This window comes from Streptomyces sp. NPDC093598 (genome assembly GCF_044764825.1).
Taxonomy (GTDB): Bacteria; Actinomycetota; Actinomycetes; order Streptomycetales; family Streptomycetaceae; genus Streptomyces.
Genome location: NZ_JBIWIV010000012.1, coordinates 193,691 through 211,247 on the forward strand (window position 1 = coordinate 193,691; position 17,557 = coordinate 211,247).

Below are 17,557 nucleotides of genomic sequence, written 5' to 3' on the forward strand. Positions count from 1 at the left end.
GACCGACGGTCCTTGACCCGACGTCATGACTGAACTGCACGAAAGTGCGGGGACGGGCCCCGGCGACGCGCACTTCACGGTCTTCACGGACCGTGCGGACGCGGCCGCCGCGGCCCGCTCCTTCGCCCGCCCCGGAAGCCGGACCCTCGCGCACGCGTCGGGCCGGCCCTGGCTGGTCGGCCACTGGCACGACGACGAGGTCGTCACGGCGAGCGTCCGCGGCGCCTCCCTCGCCGTCGTCGGCTGTTGCCCCATCGACGCCGACGAACTGCGGCGCCGGGCCGCGCGGTTGCGTGATCTCGCGGAGCTCGACGCCCTGGCCCGAGCCCTCCCAGGCAGTTTCCACCTCGTCGGCGCCCTCGACGGTCGGATCAGAGTGCAGGGCACGGCCTCCGGACTGCGGCTCGTCTTCCACGCCGAGATCGACGGCGTGCGCGTGGCCGCGACCCGCGCCGACGCCCTGGCCACCGCCTTGGGTCTGGAGCCCGACGTGGAGGAACTGGCCGTAAGACTCCTGTGGCCCGCCCCGTACCCGCTGTTCGAGACATCGATGTGGCGTGCGGTCACCGCCGTTCCCCCACAGACTGCCGTCGTCGTCGCCGCGGACGGGCGCACCGTACGACACACTCGGTGGTGGACGCCGCCGGAGCCGGTCCGGCCGCTTGCCGAAGCGGCGCCCCTGATCCGGACGGCACTGGAGGAGGCCGTCGGCGCGCGTACCCGTCAGGGCGGCGTGGTGAGCTGCGATCTGTCCGGGGGCCTGGACTCCACCTCCGTCTGCTTCCTGGCCGACCGCTCCCCCGCCCGCGTGGTGGCCAGTACGTGGCCCGGGCGGGATCCGGCCGACACCGACCTGTCCTGGGCCGAGCGGGCGATGAGGTACCTGCCGGACGTCGAGCACGTGGTCTGGGACGCCGACGCCTCGCCGCTGGTCTACGAGGACCTGCTCGGCATCGACGACCTCCTCGACGAGCCCACCATCGGCGTCATGGACCGCTCCCGGGTGCTGCACCACCTGCCCGGCCTCGCCGCCCGCGGCAGCCGGTTGCATCTGACCGGCATCGGCGGCGACCACGTGGCATGGTGCTCCGAGGCGTACTACCACCGGCTGCTGCGCACCCGTCCGCTGTTCGCCCTGCGCCAGTTGCGCGGGTTCCGGGCGCTGTGGCAATGGCCGCTCGGCGGCACACTCCGCGCTCTCACCGACTCCCGGCCGTACCGGAGGTGGCTCGCCGACGCCGCCGATGACCTGCGTGGCCCGTTGCCCCGGTCCGTCGCGACGGGTCTCGGCTGGGGGATGACCCCGCGCCTCTTCGGCTGGGTGACTCCCGAGGCCGAGCGGATGGCCCGCCGGGCACTGCTCGATGCTGCGGCGACGGCCTCGCCGCTGCATCCGGACCGTGGGCTCCACACCGACCTGGAGCAGATCCGCTCGTGCACTCGCGTCATCCGGCAGTGGGACCGGATGGCGGCCCGCGCCGGCCTGCCGATGGCGTCTCCCTTCCTGGACGACCGCGTCATCGAGGCATGTCTCGCCGTACGTCCGGGCGAGCGCGTCACGCCCTGGCGGTACAAGCCCGTCCTGAGCGCCGCGATGCGCGGGATCGTGCCCGAGGAGTGCCTGCGACGCAGCAACAAGGCCACGGCCTCCATGGACGCCTCCAATGGACTGCGCGAACACCGCGCCGACCTGCTGGCACTGTGGGAGGACTCACGGCTGGCGGAGCTGGGCCTGGTGGACGGCGCCGAGCTGCGCCGCCTCGCCCGGCGGCCCGCCTCCCCGGGGCTCTCCGACGCCATCCTCTACTCCACGATCGCCGCGGAGGTGTGGCTGCGAGGGCTCGCCCGCGGCCGCGCCCGCGTCCCGCACCCCTAACCGCACCCCCCGTCAGACACGTCAGAAAGGCCCCCACATGCCCCTGCGGTTCGGCGTCAACGTCTCCACGGCCGAGACCGACTACGGCACGGTTCTGCTGGACGAACAGGTCGGTGCCTATTGGGAGTTGAACCCGACGGCCACCTTGGTGGTGCGGACGCTGCTGGACGGCGGCGAGGAGGCGGACGCGGCCGCCGCCCTGGTCCGGGAGTTCGACATCGGCGAGGCGCAAGCCCTCCAGGACGTCGAGACGCTCGTCCGCGAGCTGCGCGACTCGGGGCTCGCCTCATGACGACGCCCAGCGCGCTGGAGCGACCCACCGGTGTGCCCTGGGCCCGGCGTCTGACCGCCCGCCTCGTCCTGCTCCCCGCCGTCGCCCTCGCCCTGCTGCCGCCCCGCCACATCCGCACCGTGCTCGGCATCCTGCGGCGCGGCGCCGCACCGGCGACCACCGGGCAGGCCCAGAACGCACGCGACGCCATGTGCGCCGTCAGCCTGCGCTGCGCCGGGCCGAAGGGCTGCCTACCGCGCTCCCTGGGAGCGGCACTGCTGTGCCGGCTCGGCGGAACATGGCCGACCTGGTGCACCGGCGTACGGGTCACCCCGCCCTTCACCGCGCACGCCTGGATCGAGGCTGAAGGCCGTCCCGTCGGCGAGGGAGTCCCGCAGGGCTACTTCGCCCGGCTGGTGGCCGTCGCCCCGCTGCCAGGGCCCACCGACCGATGACCGGCGCGACGGTCCCGCGCGGCGGCCGGGCCGCGATCGCCGAAACCGAAACCGAAGCCGAAGCCGACAGGTCCACCCTGGCGGCCGTGGCCACGATGTACCGGCTCACCGCCGGGCATCGCAGCGCCATAGCCGTCGCCAGCGTACTGACCCTCGTCGGCTCCGCCCTGGGACTGGCCCAGCCGCTCGTGGCCAAGCAGGTCGTGGACGCGAGCGGCCGCGGACAGGTCATCTGGCCGCTGCTGGTCCTCCTGGGCACGCTGTTCGTCGTCGAGGCGGCGACGGGGGCAACGGGGCGCTTCCTCCTGGAACGGATGGGTGAAGGCGTCGTACGCCAACTCCGGCACGGGCTGGTGGGCCGGCTGCTCCGACTGGAGATGAGGGAGTACGACCGCCACCGGAGCGGCGACCTCATCTCCCGGGTGACCGCCGACACCACCTTGCTGCGGGAGGTCGTCTCGCAGGCCCTGGTGGATCTCGTGACGGGAAGCCTGGTCGCGGCCGGGGCGATCGCCCTCATGGCGTGGCTGGACCCTCTGCTGCTGCTCCTGGTCGTCGTGACCGTGGCGGCGGCGGCCGTGGTGGTCGCTTCACTGCTCACGGGCATCAGGAACGCGTCCGAACACATGCAGGGCTCGGTCGGTGCCGTCGCCGCCGATCTCGAACGCGCCCTGAGCGCCCTGCCGATGGTCCGTGTGCACCGAGCCGAGGAGCGGGAGGCGGCCGGCATCGGCGCCCGCGTCGATACGGCCTACGGCGCGGGGGTACGCACCGCGAAGCTCGCCTCGGTGATGAGCTCCGCCGTCGAACTCGCCGTGCAAGGCTCGTTTCTCATCGTCCTGGTCGTCGGCGGCCTGCGCGTCGGCGGTCACGCCGGCTCCCTCGGTGACCTCGTCGCGTTCCTGCTGTACGCCTCGTACCTCGTCCTGCCGTTGTCCTCCGTCTTCCGCGCGGTGGGCCTCGTCCAACGCGGAATGGGGGCCTACCAGCGCATCGACGAGGCACTGCGCCTCCCTGTGGAACCCAGCGCGCCCCCGAACCCGACAGACCGCGCACCCACACCGCGGCCGACCGGACCGTCCGGCACTCGCGAACAGCCCGTCCTCGCCCTGCGTGACGTCCACTTCGGCTACGACCCGGAGCGGCCGGTCCTCCGCGGTGTTTCGTTCACCGTCCCGCAGCGTCGGCACGTGGCCCTGGTGGGCCCGTCCGGAGCCGGCAAGAGCACGGTGTTCGCCCTGGTCGCGAGGTTCTACGAGCCGGATGCGGGCACCTTGCTCTTCAGTGGGCGGCCGGCGAGCGAACTCACTCGTGGTGACTGCCGCCGAGGCATCGCCGTGGTCGACCAGAACACCCATGTGGTCCACGGCACCTTGCGCGACAACATCACCTACGCCGTGCCCGACGCCACGGAGGCGGAGATCCGGCGCGTCGTCGAACTGGCCCGGCTCGACGAGGTCGTCGACCGGCTGCCCGGGGGCCTGGCCGCTGTCATCGGTGAACACGGCTGCAACCTCTCCGGCGGCGAACGTCAACGTGTCGCCCTCGCGCGCGCGTTGCTGGCCCGGCCCGCGCTGCTGCTGCTGGACGAGCCCACCTCCCACCTCGACGCGATCAATGAATCGGCGCTCACCACCGTCATGAAGGACGTCGCCCAGGAGTGCGCCCTGCTGGTCATCGCCCACCGTCTGTCCACCGTGCAGCACGCCGACCACATCGTGGTGCTCCAGGACGGCCGCACGGCCGCCGGCGGACGTCACGAGGAGCTGCTGGTCAGCAGTGCCCTCTATCGCGAGCTGGCCGCGAGCCAGATGCTCCGGGCGGGTGGGGAGCCCAAGAGAAGGGCGCCCGACCGGGGCACATGCCCCTCAGGCGCCCCTACCGGCGATGGAGGACCGGCCTAGGCGGTTCGGTTGTCCGCACCCGGGGACCGACCGGGCCCGACACCGGGCCGGCGCCCGGACAGCCCGGACTCCCGGCGACCCGCCGCGGCCCGTTCCCGGCCCGGCGCCCCGGTGGCCTGCGGCGGCCCCTCTTCAGCCCCGCCCGGCTGAGCGACCACGGCACGCCCCCGTCCGAGGTGGCCGACGAGGGGGCGCACCCGCAGCCCGGGCCTCCGGTCCGGCCCAGGGTCACCAGCGGCCGGGCGCGGTCCCGGTGATCGGCTCCGACGGCGTGCCGTCCACCCCTACGGGCACGTCCCCGGCGAGCATCACACGGTGCATGATCCGGGGATGGTCGAGGTGGGCGGTGTCACCGGGGACGAGGTGCATGGTGGCGCGGTTGTCCCAGAACGCCACGCTGCCCGGCTCCCAGCGGAACCGGACCGTGTACTCGGGCCGGACCGCCTGCTCCAGCAGGATCTCCAGGATCGCGCCGCTCTCGGGCCGGGAGAGGCCGGCGATCTGCTCGACGTAGTAGCCGTTGACGTAGAGGATCCGCTCCCCCGTCTCGGGGTGGACGCGCACCAGCGGGTGCAGTGAGGCGACCTGCCGGTCCAGCAGGTGCCGGACGTACGCGTCGTCGCCGGGCCGTGGCTGGTAGCCGACGCCGAGCCGGTGCTCGGCGCGCAGCCCGTCGACGAACTGCCGCAGCGGCGCGGAGAGTCCGGCGTACGCCGCCGCCAGGTTCGCCCAGGTGGTGTCGCCGCCGTAGGGCGGTACGGTCTCCGCGCGCAGGATGGTCGCGGCGGGCGGGTCGACGCGAGCGCCGTGGTCGCAGTGCCAGCCGCGCAGCAGGGTGTGGCGGCGGCGGCGCAGCCACTCGTCGTGCTCCATCCCGAACCGCCCGCCCAGCTCCAGCCGGTCGGCGGTCGTCTCGATCTCGGGGAAGTCGGGGGGCGAGGCCTTGCCCCGCCGGGGCAGCACCACGGTCTCGCCGAAGCGCCGCGCGAACGCCACGTGCCCGGTGTGGTCAAGGCGCTGCCCCCGGAAGAACACCACCTTCCACCGCAGCACCGCCGCCCTGATCGCGGCGACCACGGCGTCATCGAGATCCCCTGCCAGATCGACCCCGCTGATCTCGGCCCCGATGTGCCCGGCGACCGGCCGCACCTCCACCCCGGCCTCCCGCGCCGCCTCGTCCGTCGTCCGGTTGTCCGTCGTCATGAGCGCTCCGCTGGTCGTTGACCTGGTCCTGCCTTCCCGAAGATCGTGACAGTGATCTCCGTCGAGGGCGACCACGCCGTGACGAGCCGGTCGGGGCTGCCGGAAAAGCGGTCGAGGCGGGCGGACCCGCGTCGGTAGCGTCAGGTCCCATGACCTTGACGGACCTGCCGGCGGGCTTTCGCGACGAGGAGCAGCGCGGATACGTGCGCCGTGTGATCCACGACCGGCTCGCCGACGACCGCGACCAGCAGGAGTGCCGCTACCTCATGCGGTTCTGGTGGCAACTGGGCATGAGCTACCAGGAGGTGACGCTCGACCAGCTCAGGGCGAACCTCGGCGAGGCCACACTGCGGCTCGTCGAGGAGCTGGTCGACGCCGTGCGCACCTCCCCCGCGGCGATCGACGACTGGGTCGACACGGTGGAGGGGACCCTCCCCGTCGTCCACGACCGCGGCTTCGAGGAGGCCGGGACGTGGCCGGGCGGTAGCGCCCGCCCTACACCCTGAACTCGCGGATCACGGTGTTCCGGAACACCGCCTTCCCGTCGACCGTGAACAGCGCGAGCCCTGCGTCGACCAGGTACGGGAAGGCCGCCGACGAGTGCACGTACCGGCCGTCGTCCACGAACAGTTCCACGGAGGTGCGGTCGACCAGGATGCGCAACCGCACCGCCCGCCGGGCCGGGTCGAACGGGCTGCGGCTCTCCTGCCATCTGCCCGTCATGTCGGGGGACACGGTGGGGCGGCGGTTGAGGTAGGCGTAGTCGCGGTGGACACCGGCGTCGATGTGCCGGACGCCGTCCGGGGAGCGCCGCAGTCGTACGCCCGCGCCCGTGAGCTCGTCCCATGCGATGTCGCAGGTCAGCTCGTAGGCGGTGCCCCGGTAGTCGAGGACGCGGGTGCCCTCCACCTCCAGGTCGCCGAGCCGCACCGTGCGGGAGACGTACCGGTCGAGCGCGGCGACCGGACGGGACGCCAGGAAGTACGTGCCGTCGCTCGCGCGCTTCAGTGTGATCTCGCGGACGATCGAGTCGGTGCCGTTGAAACCGTCGCTGTCGATCGTGGGCGTGATGTGGGCGTAGTCCCAGTTGTTCAGCCAGCCCAGGGCGTAGCGGGTGCCCTCGTCGAGGGTGCCGTCGGCGCCGCGCTTGTCGAAGGTGACGGCGCCGTACCAGTCCCAGCCGTGGTCCAGCCACTGCGGCTCCGTCGCGTCGGCGGTGAAGGCGCTGCCGTCGAAGGAGCCCGTCCAGTACGCGTAGGTGTTGGGCAGCCCGGCTCCCTTGCCGTTGGCGCTCACCCCGAGCACCCACTTCGACGTGCCGTCCCCGGCGCGGATCCGGAACAGGTCGGGGCACTCCAGCACCCCGATGCCGCCCTTGACGAACCCGCCGACGTACGTCCAGGACGTGAGGTCGGCGGAGTGGTAGAAGCCCACCTTGTCGTTCTCGGCGAGGGTCATCACCCACCGGCCGCGTTCCTCGTCGCGGATCACCTTCGGGTCGCGGAAGTCGCGCACGCCCGGGTTGGGCAGTACCGGGTCGGTTCCGTGCGGGGTGAAGGTGCGACCGCCGTCCGTGGAGTAGTACAGGTACTGCGCCTGGTCGGCCGGGCCGTCGTGCGGTGACATCGTTGCCAGGACGACGACCGCGCCCGCCCCGAAACCGGCCGTGTCGCCGCTGTCGACCACAGCCGAACCCGACCAGACGTCGCCGTTGGGGGTGGTGTCCTTCGGCACGGCGATCCCCCGGTCCGTGAAGGAGACCAGGTCGGTGCTGGTGGCCAGGCGCCAGGCGGTGCCGACCGCGCCGGACAGGTAGTCGGCGTTGTGAAGGTAGTAGTAGTGATACCTGCCGTCGATCCACACCGGCCGCTGCGGGTCGTTCTTCCACTGCTCGGGGACGGTGAAGTGGTACCCGGCCCGGTAGCTCGCCCGGGCCGTCCCGGGCCGGGCCTCGGCCGGGCCTGCTGCCGGCAGCAGGGCACCGGCCGCGCCCACGGCCGACCCGGCGAACAGCGTTCTCCTGGTGATCCCGCCCATCACACACCTCGATCCTCTCGTCGGAAACGGCGGCTCATGGGATCAGGACTTTCGGACCTAACTCGTTAAAGGTCAAGCGGTCGCACGCCTTGACAGGCCCGTTCCGCCCTCACATCATCTGGGGCATCAACCCACGGCTAACACGAGTTAGGCCCCACACACGATGACCGACTCGCACCTCACCCGCCGCGCCCTGCTGCGGTACGGCGCCTACGGCGCGGGAGCCGCCGCCCTGGCCGGCACCGCCGCGAGCTGGGACCGGCTCACCGGAGCCGACATCCCCGGCCGGGACGACGGCTCCCTCGTCGTCGCCACGCTGAGCCCGCCTACGGGCCGGAGGCCATCCGCACGCTCCGCGAGGGCTTCGCCGAGCTGCATCCCGACATCAAGCTCCGGATCAACGCGGTCCAGGCCGTCGACTGGTCGGACTTCTTCGCGAAGATCCTGACCCAGGTCGCCGCGGGCACCGCTCCCGACCTCGTCTACGTCGCCACCGAGGGCGTGCAGTTGTTCGCGCAGCGGCTCGGGGTGGCCCTGGACAAGTGGGTCAAGCGGGACGCGGCCGAACTGAAGGAGTACTTCACCGACGTCCACCCGTCGCTGGTGGAGTCGATGATGTACGAGGGCAGCCTCTACCAGCTGCCGGTGGAGTTCAACGCGGCCGACATGTACTTCAACCGCCAGGTGCTGCGCCGGGCGGGGGCCGAGTTCCCGCCGGCCGACTGGACCCGTGACGACTTCACGTCGCTGCTGCGGGACATGAAGAGGTCGAGCGGCTCCCGCTTCACGCCGTACTTCTGGACCAACCGGCTGTGGGGCGGCGTGGTGCCCTGGCTGTTCGCGAACGACACCAATCTGCTCGCCGAGTCCAAGGCGCCCGGCGGCGACTGGCTGTGGGACGGCTTCTACCCGGCCGGGCAGCGCAAGGGCCGCGGCGGAGGCTTCCGCTGGACGACACCGCAGGCCACCCACGACCGCGTGGAGGAGGCCTACGACTATCTCGCCTCCCTCATCCAGGACGGCCTGTGCACCCGGCCCGAGGGGGGCAACGGGCAGAACCTCATCGGCGTGTTCTCCACCGGCCGGGTCGGTGTCACCCCGGCGGGCGGCTTCTGGGCGGGCGGCCTGCACCTGGCCGGCATGGAGCGGGACGGCTTCGACGTGCAGTACTTCCCGCGCTGGCGCACCCAGCGGATGCAGTACGGAGCGGCGGGCTACGCGCTGCTGCGCACCTCGAAGATGCAGGACGAGGCGTGGGAGTTCATCAAGTACGCCGCCCGCAAGGACACCCTGGAGCGGCTGTTCGCCACCAACCAGACGACCCCGGCCCGCCGCTCGCTGCTGACCGCCGACCGCTACGAGAAGACCGGGCCCGCGCACTGGCCGGTCTTCTACGACACCCTCGACCGGTTCCCCGACACGGGACCGATCCCGGCGCCGCCGCAGGTCGCCGAGGTCGAGCAGGTGCTGCTGAAGCACACCGGCACGGCCCTGGCCTCCCCGCGCTCGGTGCGTCCCGCGCTGCGGCGGATGCAGGGCGATCTGGAGAAGGCCATGGAGCGTGACGTATGACGAACACCCAGATACCGCCCGCGCGTGCCGAACGCCCCGCGGCCCCGCCGGCTCCGGCGCCGAACGGCCCCTCCGCCCGTGACCGTGGCACCCGGCTGCTGGCCACGCTGTTCCTGGCCCCGACGATCGTCGGCATCGTCGTCTTCACGATCGTGCCCATCGTCGGCTCGGTGTTCCTGAGCCTCTTCCACTGGAACGTCATCGACTCGCCGAGGTACGCCGGGCTCTCCAACTACGGGGAGGTCTTCGGCGACGAGACGGTGCTGGTGTCCTTCCGCAACACGCTGGTGTTCATGATTCTGGCCGTGGCGCTGCAACTGCTCGTCGCGCTGGCGCTCGCGCTGACGCTGAACGGGCGGATGCCGGTGTGGCTGCGGTCGGTGTTCCGCTCGGCGTTCTTCTTCCCGCTGGTGCTGTCCGCCGCGTCGATCTCGGTGGTGATGAAGTACCTGTTCAACCAGGACTTCGGGGTGATCAACTGGTTGCTCGGCTTCGTGGGGATCGCGCCGGTGCCGTGGCTGACGTCGGAGAACGCGGCGATGGCGACGGTGGTCCTGGTCTATGTGTGGCAGCAGTTCGGCTTCTCGTTCCTGCTGTTCGTCGGAGGCCTGAACAACATCCCGAAGGAGATCCACGAAGCCGCCGCCCTCGACGGTGCGACGGGCCTGCGCAAGCACCTGACCGTGACCCTGCCCCTGTTGTCGCCGACGCTGCTGGTCGCCTCCGTGGTCGGCATCATCAACGCGCTCCAGGTCTTCGAGCAGCCGTACGTCCTCACCAACGGCGGCCCCGGCGACTCCACCCGCACGGTCGTGATGGTCATCTACGAGACGGCGTTCGAGCAGCTGCGCTTCGGTGAGGCGTCCGCGGTCGGTGTGCTGCTGTTCGTGCTGATCATGGCGGTCACGGCCCTTCAGTTCCGGCTCAGCCGGCGTTTCGTCCACTACCAGTGAGCCGGGTGAGTCTTCCCATGAGCCAAGCAACCCTGTCCTCCAGCCGTGTGCGGCACGGGCTCGCGCCGTGGGCGCGGATCGCCGGCCTCGCCGTGTGCGCGCTGCTCACCCTCGGCCCGGTGGTGTGGACGGTCTCGACCTCGCTGCGCACTCCGGCCGAGGCGTTCGACCTGCCGCCGCAGCTCATTCCGTCGAACCCCTCCACCGAGGCATATCGGGGGGTGTTCGACCAGATCGACGTCTGGCTGCTGGCGCTGAACTCCACTCTGGTCACAGGCCTGATCGCGGTCGGCCAGATGATCACGGCCGGGCTCGCCGGATACGCCTTCGCCCGGCTGGAGTTCCGCTTCAAGAAGCCGCTGTTCGGCCTGGTGCTGGCGACGATGATGGTGCCGTTGCAGGTCACCATCGTGCCGGTGTTCCTGGTGCTGAAGTCGATGAGCCTGACCGACACCCTGCTCGGGCTGATCATCCCGGCCTTTCCCACCGCGTTCGGCACCTTCCTGATGCGCCAGTACTTCCTGGGCATGCCCAAGGACCTCGGCGAGGCGGCGATGCTGGACGGGGCCGGGCCCTGGCGGACCTTCCGGTCCGTGTACGCCCCGCTGGCCGCGCCCGGCCTCGCGATCGTCGGCGTCCTGGCCTTCAACTACCACTGGAACGAGTTCTTCCGGCCGCTGATCCTCGAGACGTCGGGCCAGAACTACACGTTGCCGCTGGGGCTCGTCTCCCTCCAGGGCAACCTCGGCACCGGTTCCATCTCCGTGGTGCTCGCCGGTGTCGTCCTCTCCATGATTCCCGCCGTCGCCGTGTTCGTCGTCGGCCAGCGCCCTCTGCGTGAGGGCATCACGTCCGCAGGAGTCAACCGTTGAGCCTCGCCGCTCCCCCGCAGGACCCGCACGCCCCGCGCTTCCGGGTCCGCCCGCCCGCCAACTGGATGAACGACCCCAACGGCCCCTTCCGCTGGCGCGGCCGCCATCACCTCTTCTACCAGCACAACCCGGACGCCCCGGTGCACGCCAATGTCCACTGGGGTCACGCCTCCAGCCCCGACCTCGCCCACTGGGAGCACCATCCGATCGCGCTCACCCCGACCCCGGGCGGCCCGGACGAGGCGGGCTGCTGGTCGGGGTGCGTGGTCGACGACGGGGGTGTGCCGACGGCCGTCTACACCGGGGTCGACCGCGACCACACCGGGCTCGGCACGATCTGCCTGGCCCGGGCGGCGGACCCGGACGATCCCGCGCTCGCCGAGTGGACGCCGCTGCCCACGCCGGTGGTCACCGGTCCGCCCGAGGATCTGGACGTGGTGATGTTCCGCGACCCGTTCGTCTTCCGGCACGACGGACGCCGCTGGGCCCTGGTCGGCGCGGGTCACGCCGACGGCACGCCGTCGGTCCTCCTCTACGACTGTGACGACCTGGCCGACTGGCGGTTCGCGGGAGTCCTGCTGGACGGCCATGACCCGGCCGCCCGGGCCGCGTTCGGTGGCCGGGCGACCGGCTGGGAGTGCCCGCAGCTGTACGCCGCGCAGGGCGGCGAGTGGGTGCTGGTCGTGTCGCTGTGGGACGGTCACCCGTGGACCACCGGTTACCTGACCGGCCGCCTGGACACGGACCTGCGCTTCTCCGCCCGCACGGGCGGCGTGCTCGACCACGGCCGCGACTTCTACGCGCCCGCCGTGCTCCAGGAGCCGGACCGCGCCCTGATGTGGGGCTGGTCGTGGGAGGCCCGCGAGCCGGGCGCGGCCGACTGGGCCGGTGTCCTCACCGCTCCCCGTGTCGTCGACGTCCACCCGGACGGGGCGCTGCGCGTGACCCCGGCGCCGGAACTGCACGGGCTGCGGGCCGCCGAGCCGTTCGTCACCGCCCCGGGCCGGGCCACGCTGCCGGCGGCCTGCGACCTGACGGTCAGCGCCCGCTCCCGCGCCACGGTGAGCCTGCTGAGGTCGGCCTCGGGTGCCGAGCTGACGGTCCGTCTGGATCCGGGAGAGGGCACCGTGACCCTGGACCGGAGCGACTGGCCCCGCAGGGAAGCGGCGGAACCCGTCGTCGTCCGCGTACCGCCGCAGGAGGAGCTCACGGTCCGCGTCCTCGTCGACGGCTCGCTGTACGAACTGTTCGTCGGCGACCGGGCCACGGTCACCGAGCGCGTCTATCAACGCGCGGACGACACGCGGGAGCTGACCGTGACGCCCGGCGCGTCCGTCACCGGATGGGCGCTGGTCCCACCGACGCGCGGCTGATCACCGGGCAGGCCAGGCGCCGCACGGTGGCGGGCGGTGTCCGGCCCGTGGCGATGGAGTCGAGGAGCAGCCGCGCGGCAGCCTCCCCCATCGCCCGGTGGGGCAGCGCGACGGTGGTGAGGGGCGGCGCGAGGTGGGCGGCCATGTGCTCCTGGTCGTCGTAGCCCACCACGGACAAGTCGCCGGGGACGGCGATGCCGATCCGGGTCGCGGCGTGCAGGACGCCCGCCGCGACCCGGTCGTTGTAGGCGAAGATCCCGGTGGGCCGCTCCTCGGGCGGGACGCCGTCGAGGAGGCGCGTGGCGCCCTCGTGGCCGCTGGAAATCTCCCCTCCGGTCCGTACGACCCAGCCCCGGGGGACGGTGATGCCCTCGGCGCGCAGCGCGTCGCGGAAGCCGCGCAGCCGCTCGACCGAGGCGATGTCGTCCTGCCCGCCGACGAGCGCGACCCGCCGGTGCCCCTGCTCCAGCAGCAGCCGGGCCGCCGTGCGGCCGCCGGCACGCTCGGCGGGGATGACGGCGGGCAGCGAATCGTCCTCGGGCAGGCAGTTGGCCAGGACGGAGTGGGTGCGGTGCAGGCCCTCGGGGACACGGACGCTGCGCAGGGACATGGCCGCGTAGATGATGCCGTCGACGCGCCGGTCGAGGAGTTCGGCGACCGCCGCGTCCTCCTTGGCCGGGTCGCCGCCGGAGTCGACGGTGAGGACCAGGTGCCCGCCCGCCCAGGCGGTGTCCATGGCGCCGCGCAACAGCCGGCCCGCGAACGGCGAGGAGGCGATCTCGTCGGTGACCAGGCCGATCACGGCCGTACGGCTGCGGCGCAGGCCGCGGGCGACGGGGTCGGGCCGGTAGCCGAGCTGGGTGGCGGCCTGCCGGATGCGTTCCTGCGTGGCGGGCGAGAGGTTGCCGGCGGCGCGGCCGTTGAACACGAAGGACACGGCGGTGTGCGACACGCCGGCGAGCCGTGCGACGTCCCGCGAGGTGGGACGTCCCGACCCCGTCGCCGGCTTCTCCTCGGCGCTGCCCATGCCGTCCGCCGTCCTCATCCCCCACCTGTCCGGTTGATCATTGCTCACCCTATCCGTGACGCTGGAGGGACGACACAGTCGCACGCACCATCAACGGGAAGGTCCGACGGTGATCAGCATCCCGACGCACACGCTCAACGACGGTACGACGCTCCCCGCCCTCGGCCTGGGCACCTGGCCGCTCGGCGACGACGAGGCGCAGCAGGCGGTCCTCTCGGCCCTGGAGGCGGGCTACCGCCTGATCGACACGGCGACGAACTACCGCAACGAGACGGGGGTCGGCCGTGCCGTGGCCTCCGGCATGGCGCCGCGTGAGGAGATCGTCGTGACGACGAAGCTCCCGGGCCGGCACCACGGCTACGAGGAGACCCTCGCCTCCTTCGAGGAGTCCCGGGCCCGCCTGGGCCTGGAGTACGTCGACCTGTACCTGATCCACTGGCCGCTGCCACGCGTGGACCGGTACGTCGACTCGTGGAAGGCCATGATCAAGCTGCGCGAGGAGGGGCTCGTCAGGTCGATCGGCGTCTCGAACTTCACGGCCGGGCACATCGAGCGGCTGGAGAAGGAGACCGGGGTACTGCCCTGCGTGAACCAGATCGAGCTGCACCCCTTCCTGCCGCAGGACGACCTGCGCGCCTTCCACGCGGGCAAGGGCATCGCCACCGAGAGCTGGAGCCCGCTGGGCCGGGGCACGCCCCTGCTGGACGACCCGGCCGTGGCGCGGATCGCCGAGGCCCACGGGGTGACGGCGGGGCAGGTCGTGCTGCGCTGGCACACCCAGCTGGGCGCGGTGCCCATCCCGAAGTCGGCCAACCCCGAGCGGCAGCGCTCCAACCTCGACGTCTTCGGCTTCGAGCTGAGCGAGGACGAGATGCGGGCCGTCGCGGACCGGACGCACCGGCGGGCCGGTGGGGACCCCGAGGTGCACGAGGAGTTCTGACGGGTACCCGGGGCGCGCGAAACAGGAAGGAGCCGCAGGTGGCTGAGCGGGACCGGCTGCGGGACTACCGCGGCAAGCGCGACTTCGACCGGACCGGCGAGCCCCGGGGACGCGGCGCGTCGGCCGGGGACGAGCCCCGGTTCGTGGTGCAGATCCACGACGCGAGCACGATGCACTTCGACTTCCGGTTGCAGGTGGACGACGTGCTGAAGTCCTGGTCGATCCCCAAGGGCCCCTCGGCGGACCCGAAGGACAAGCGGCTGGCCGTGCCCACGGAGGACCATCCGCTGGAGTACGAGGAGTTCGAGGGCGTGATCCCCCGCGGCGAGTACGGCGGCGGCACGGTCATCGTCTGGGACCACGGCACGTACGAGCCGCTGTCCCACGACCGCGAGGGCCGGCCCGTCGACTTCGCGGAGTCGCTGGAGCGAGGGCACGCCACGTTCCGGCTGAGCGGTTCCAAACTGCACGGCGAGTACGCCCTGACCCGGTTCCGCAGCGGTCGGAGCGGCGACGGCGAGGAGGCCTGGCTGCTCGTGAAACGGGCCGGGGGCACGGCCCGGACGCACGGGGCCCCCGATCCCCGTCGGGCCCGCTCGGCCAAGTCCGGCCGCACACTCGCCCAGGTCGCGTCGGACGCGGCCGGGGAGTGAGGGCATCAGCGCGGGGCGCCGCGCGAGCGGGCCGGTCAGAACAGCGGGGTGAGGGACTGTTCGCACCAGATCGTCTTGCCCCGGGTGGTCTGCCGGCTGCCCCAGCGCTGAGTGAGCTGGGCGACGAGCAGCAGACCGCGGCCGCCCTCGTCGTCCTGGTGCGCCCGCCGCAGGTGCGGGGAGGTGGAACTGCCGTCCGACACTTCGCAGATGAGGGTCTGGTCGCGGATGAGGCGGAGCTGGATGGGCGGGGCGCCGTACCGGATGGCGTTGGTGACCAGCTCGCTGACGACGAGTTCGGTGACGAAGGCCGTCTCGTCCAGGCCCCAGGCGGTGAGCTGGTCGGTGGCGGCCTGCCGGGTGGCGGCCACCTCCGCGGGGTCGGGCGTGACGTCCCAGGTGGCGACCTGATCGGCGCCCAGCGCCCGGGTACGGGCCAGCAGCAGGGCCACGTCGTCGCCGGGCTCCTCCGGCAGTACGGCCTTCAGCACGGTGTCGCACAGGGCGTCCAGCGAGTCGGCGGGCACGGTCAGGGCCCGGCACAGTTCCGCGGTGGCGTGGTCGACGTCGCGGTCTCGGTCCTCGATGAGCCCGTCGGTGTAGAGGGCGACGACGGAGCCCTCGGGCAGCTGGAGCTCCGTCGCCTCGAACGGCAGCCCTCCCACGCCCAGCGGGGGCCCCGCGCTCATGGGGATCAGCCGGGTCGATCCGTCGGGCAGCACCAGGGCGGGCGCGGGGTGCCCGGCGGCGGCCAGGTTCAGTCGGCGTGCGACGGGGTCGTAGACGGCGTAGAGGCAGGTCGCGCCGAGCTCGGCGACCTCGTCGCCCTGGTCGTCGGAGGCGAGATGGGTGACCAGGTCGTCGAGGTGGGTGAGGAGCTCGTCCGGTGGCAGGTCCACGTCGGCGAGGGTCCGGACGGCCGTGACCAGCCGGCCCATCGTCGCGGTGGAGGGAATGCCGTGCCCCACGACGTCCCCGACCACCAGCGCGACGCGGCTGCCGGACAGCGGGATCACGTCGAACCAGTCACCGCCGATGCCGGCCGCCGAGCCGGAGGGCAGGTAGCGGTGGGCGACCTGGACGGCGGCCTGGCCGGGCAGGCCCCGCGGCAGCAGGCTGTGCTGGAGGGCGAGGGCGGTGGTGCGTTCGCGGGCGAAACGGCGGGCGTTGTCGACGCAGACCGCGGCCCGGCTGGCGAGCTCCTCGGCGAACACGGCGTCGTCTTCGGCGTAGTCGTCGGGCTGCGCCACGCGCACGGCCACGGCGACACCGAGCGTGGTGCCGCGGGCCCGCAGCGGTACGGCCATCATCGAATGGACGCCCTTGCGGTAAGGGCGTCCTTCCGGAGCGCGCGTGTTGCGCTCGGCGACCCAGCGCATGAACGCCGGCTCCCCCGCCTGGCTGAGGATGGCCCGGCCCTCCCGCATGGCCCGCGAGATCGGCGAGAACGAGGGGTAGACGTCCACTTCTCCCAGATGGACGGCGGCCTCCGGGGTGCCCTCGGTGACGGAGCCGTGGGCGACCCGCCGCAGCGTGATCTCCGCGGCCGACGCCGTGGGCGCCTCGTCCGCGCCGAGGACCCAGTCGAACAGGTCCACGCTCGCGAAGTCCGCGAACCGGGGCACCACGACCTCGATCAGCTCCTCGGCCGTGCGGACCACGTCGAGGGTGGTGCCGATGGCGGCCGCGGCCTGGTTCAGCAGGGCCAGCCGCTGGCGCGCCCAGTACTGCTCGGTGCTGTCGAACGCGGCCAGGGCGGTCCCGACAAGCTCGCCGGCGGCGTCCCGGACCGGCCACATCTCGGTGACCCAGGCGTGCTCCCGGTTGAGGGCCGGTGCGCCGGTGTAGCTCTCGTACCGCAGCGGCCGGCCGGTCTCGACGACGTGCCGCAGGTGCCAGTTGAAGCCGCGGCTGTGCTCCGCCTCCTCCACGGTCTCCGGGAAGTGCCGGCCGAGCAGCGTCTCCTCGGACACGCCCATCACATGGCAGGCGGCGTCATTGAGCCGGAGGTAGCGCTGGCTGGTGTCGAAGACGGACATCGACATGGACGCCTGCTGGAAGGCGCGGCCCGCGAGGGACGTCTCCCCGCGGCCGGGCGACGCGGCGGTGATCACATATCCGCCCGCTTCACCGTCCGGGCCCGTCACGGCGCAGGCTCTGACACGGAGCCCGACGAGATAGCCGTCGCGATGGCGCACCATGACGGTGCCGGACCGCGCGGACACCGCCTCGGGCGGCACGGCCTCGGCGAGCAGCTCCCGTACGGCCCTGCCCAGGGCCTCACCGGGCGGGTAGCCGGTCAGCCGCCGGGCACCCTCGCTCCACCCCGTCACAAAGCCGCGGGCGTCGATGATCGCAGCAGCGGAGGCGTCCTCCATTCGTCCAGGATCATCCCTTTGCCGCCCTCTATCAACCGCGACA

General features: G+C 72.4%; 14 protein-coding genes and 1 pseudogene. 11 read left to right on the forward strand and 4 right to left on the reverse strand.

Annotated elements, in window-relative coordinates; genetic code table 11:
* Positions 1-25 precede the first annotated feature (25 nt).
* Genes ACIRDU_RS29090 through ACIRDU_RS29105 form a run of 4 tightly spaced genes read left to right on the forward strand, consistent with a single transcriptional unit; the run spans position 26 to position 4,506 of the window.
* Positions 26-1,876 (forward strand): lasso peptide isopeptide bond-forming cyclase, encoded by a 1,851-nt coding sequence (locus ACIRDU_RS29090; protein ID WP_403584660.1) that lies wholly within the window; start codon positions 26-28, stop codon positions 1,874-1,876.
* 37 nt (positions 1,877-1,913) lie between these two features.
* The gene (locus tag ACIRDU_RS29095) at positions 1,914-2,168 is read left to right on the forward strand and encodes a lasso peptide biosynthesis PqqD family chaperone (protein ID WP_403584663.1); all 255 of its coding nucleotides are present in this window, start codon (positions 1,914-1,916) and stop codon (positions 2,166-2,168) included.
* Positions 2,165-2,602: a lasso peptide biosynthesis B2 protein gene (locus tag ACIRDU_RS29100; protein ID WP_403584666.1), complete on the forward strand. Its 438-nt coding sequence runs from the start codon at positions 2,165-2,167 to the stop codon at positions 2,600-2,602. The genes ACIRDU_RS29095 and ACIRDU_RS29100 overlap by 4 nt, the downstream gene beginning before the upstream one ends.
* On the forward strand, positions 2,599-4,506 hold the full coding sequence (locus ACIRDU_RS29105; RefSeq protein WP_403584669.1) for an ABC transporter ATP-binding protein: 1,908 nt from the start codon (positions 2,599-2,601) through the stop codon (positions 4,504-4,506). The genes ACIRDU_RS29100 and ACIRDU_RS29105 overlap by 4 nt, the downstream gene beginning before the upstream one ends.
* 228 nt (positions 4,507-4,734) lie before the next feature.
* Here the strand turns inward: ACIRDU_RS29105 and ACIRDU_RS29110 are convergent, their stop codons facing one another.
* Positions 4,735-5,709, reverse strand: coding sequence for a TauD/TfdA dioxygenase family protein (locus ACIRDU_RS29110; protein ID WP_403584672.1), 975 nt, complete (start codon positions 5,707-5,709; stop codon positions 4,735-4,737).
* 149 nt (positions 5,710-5,858) lie between these two features.
* Between ACIRDU_RS29110 and ACIRDU_RS29115 the strand changes: the two genes are divergently transcribed.
* Positions 5,859-6,215 (forward strand): hypothetical protein, encoded by a 357-nt coding sequence (locus ACIRDU_RS29115; RefSeq protein WP_403584674.1) that lies wholly within the window; start codon positions 5,859-5,861, stop codon positions 6,213-6,215.
* Here ACIRDU_RS29115 and ACIRDU_RS29120 read toward each other — a convergent pair.
* Positions 6,205-7,746, reverse strand: coding sequence for a glycoside hydrolase family 32 protein (locus ACIRDU_RS29120; RefSeq protein ID WP_403584677.1), 1,542 nt, complete (start codon positions 7,744-7,746; stop codon positions 6,205-6,207). The genes ACIRDU_RS29115 and ACIRDU_RS29120 overlap by 11 nt on opposite strands.
* Positions 7,747-7,909: 163 nt before the next feature.
* On the opposite strand from ACIRDU_RS29120, the pseudogene ACIRDU_RS29125 reads away from it, so the two are divergent.
* The 4 genes and pseudogenes from ACIRDU_RS29125 (at position 7,910) to ACIRDU_RS29140 (ending at position 12,516) form a co-directional block, all read left to right on the forward strand.
* A pseudogene (locus ACIRDU_RS29125) lies at positions 7,910-9,318 on the forward strand (extracellular solute-binding protein).
* Positions 9,315-10,271, forward strand: coding sequence for a carbohydrate ABC transporter permease (locus tag ACIRDU_RS29130; RefSeq protein ID WP_403584679.1), 957 nt, complete (start codon positions 9,315-9,317; stop codon positions 10,269-10,271). The pseudogene ACIRDU_RS29125 and the gene ACIRDU_RS29130 overlap by 4 nt, the downstream one beginning before the upstream one ends.
* Before the next feature lie 17 nt (positions 10,272-10,288).
* Entirely contained in the window at positions 10,289-11,143 is an 855-nt protein-coding gene (locus tag ACIRDU_RS29135) for a carbohydrate ABC transporter permease (RefSeq protein ID WP_403584682.1), read from the forward strand.
* Positions 11,140-12,516, forward strand: a complete 1,377-nt coding sequence (locus ACIRDU_RS29140; RefSeq protein ID WP_403584686.1) for a glycoside hydrolase family 32 protein — start codon at positions 11,140-11,142, stop codon at positions 12,514-12,516. Before ACIRDU_RS29135 ends, ACIRDU_RS29140 begins: the two co-directional genes overlap by 4 nt.
* Here the strand turns inward: ACIRDU_RS29140 and ACIRDU_RS29145 are convergent.
* Positions 12,479-13,543, reverse strand: coding sequence for a LacI family DNA-binding transcriptional regulator (locus ACIRDU_RS29145; protein ID WP_403584758.1), 1,065 nt, complete (start codon positions 13,541-13,543; stop codon positions 12,479-12,481). The genes ACIRDU_RS29140 and ACIRDU_RS29145 overlap by 38 nt on opposite strands.
* A gap of 109 nt (positions 13,544-13,652) precedes the next feature.
* Here ACIRDU_RS29145 and ACIRDU_RS29150 point away from each other — a divergent pair, with 109 nt between their 5' ends.
* Positions 13,653-14,483, forward strand: a complete 831-nt coding sequence (locus ACIRDU_RS29150; RefSeq protein ID WP_403584688.1) for an aldo/keto reductase — start codon at positions 13,653-13,655, stop codon at positions 14,481-14,483.
* 38 nt (positions 14,484-14,521) lie between these two features.
* The gene (locus ACIRDU_RS29155; RefSeq protein WP_403584691.1) at positions 14,522-15,136 is read left to right on the forward strand and encodes a DNA polymerase ligase N-terminal domain-containing protein; all 615 of its coding nucleotides are present in this window, start codon (positions 14,522-14,524) and stop codon (positions 15,134-15,136) included.
* Positions 15,137-15,171: 35 nt separating this feature from the next.
* On the opposite strand, the gene ACIRDU_RS29160 is transcribed toward ACIRDU_RS29155, so the two are convergent.
* Positions 15,172-17,514 carry a SpoIIE family protein phosphatase gene (locus ACIRDU_RS29160; protein WP_403584693.1) on the reverse strand — a complete coding sequence of 781 codons (2,343 nt, stop codon included), beginning with the start codon at positions 17,512-17,514 and terminating at the stop codon, positions 15,172-15,174.
* Positions 17,515-17,557 lie beyond the last annotated feature (43 nt).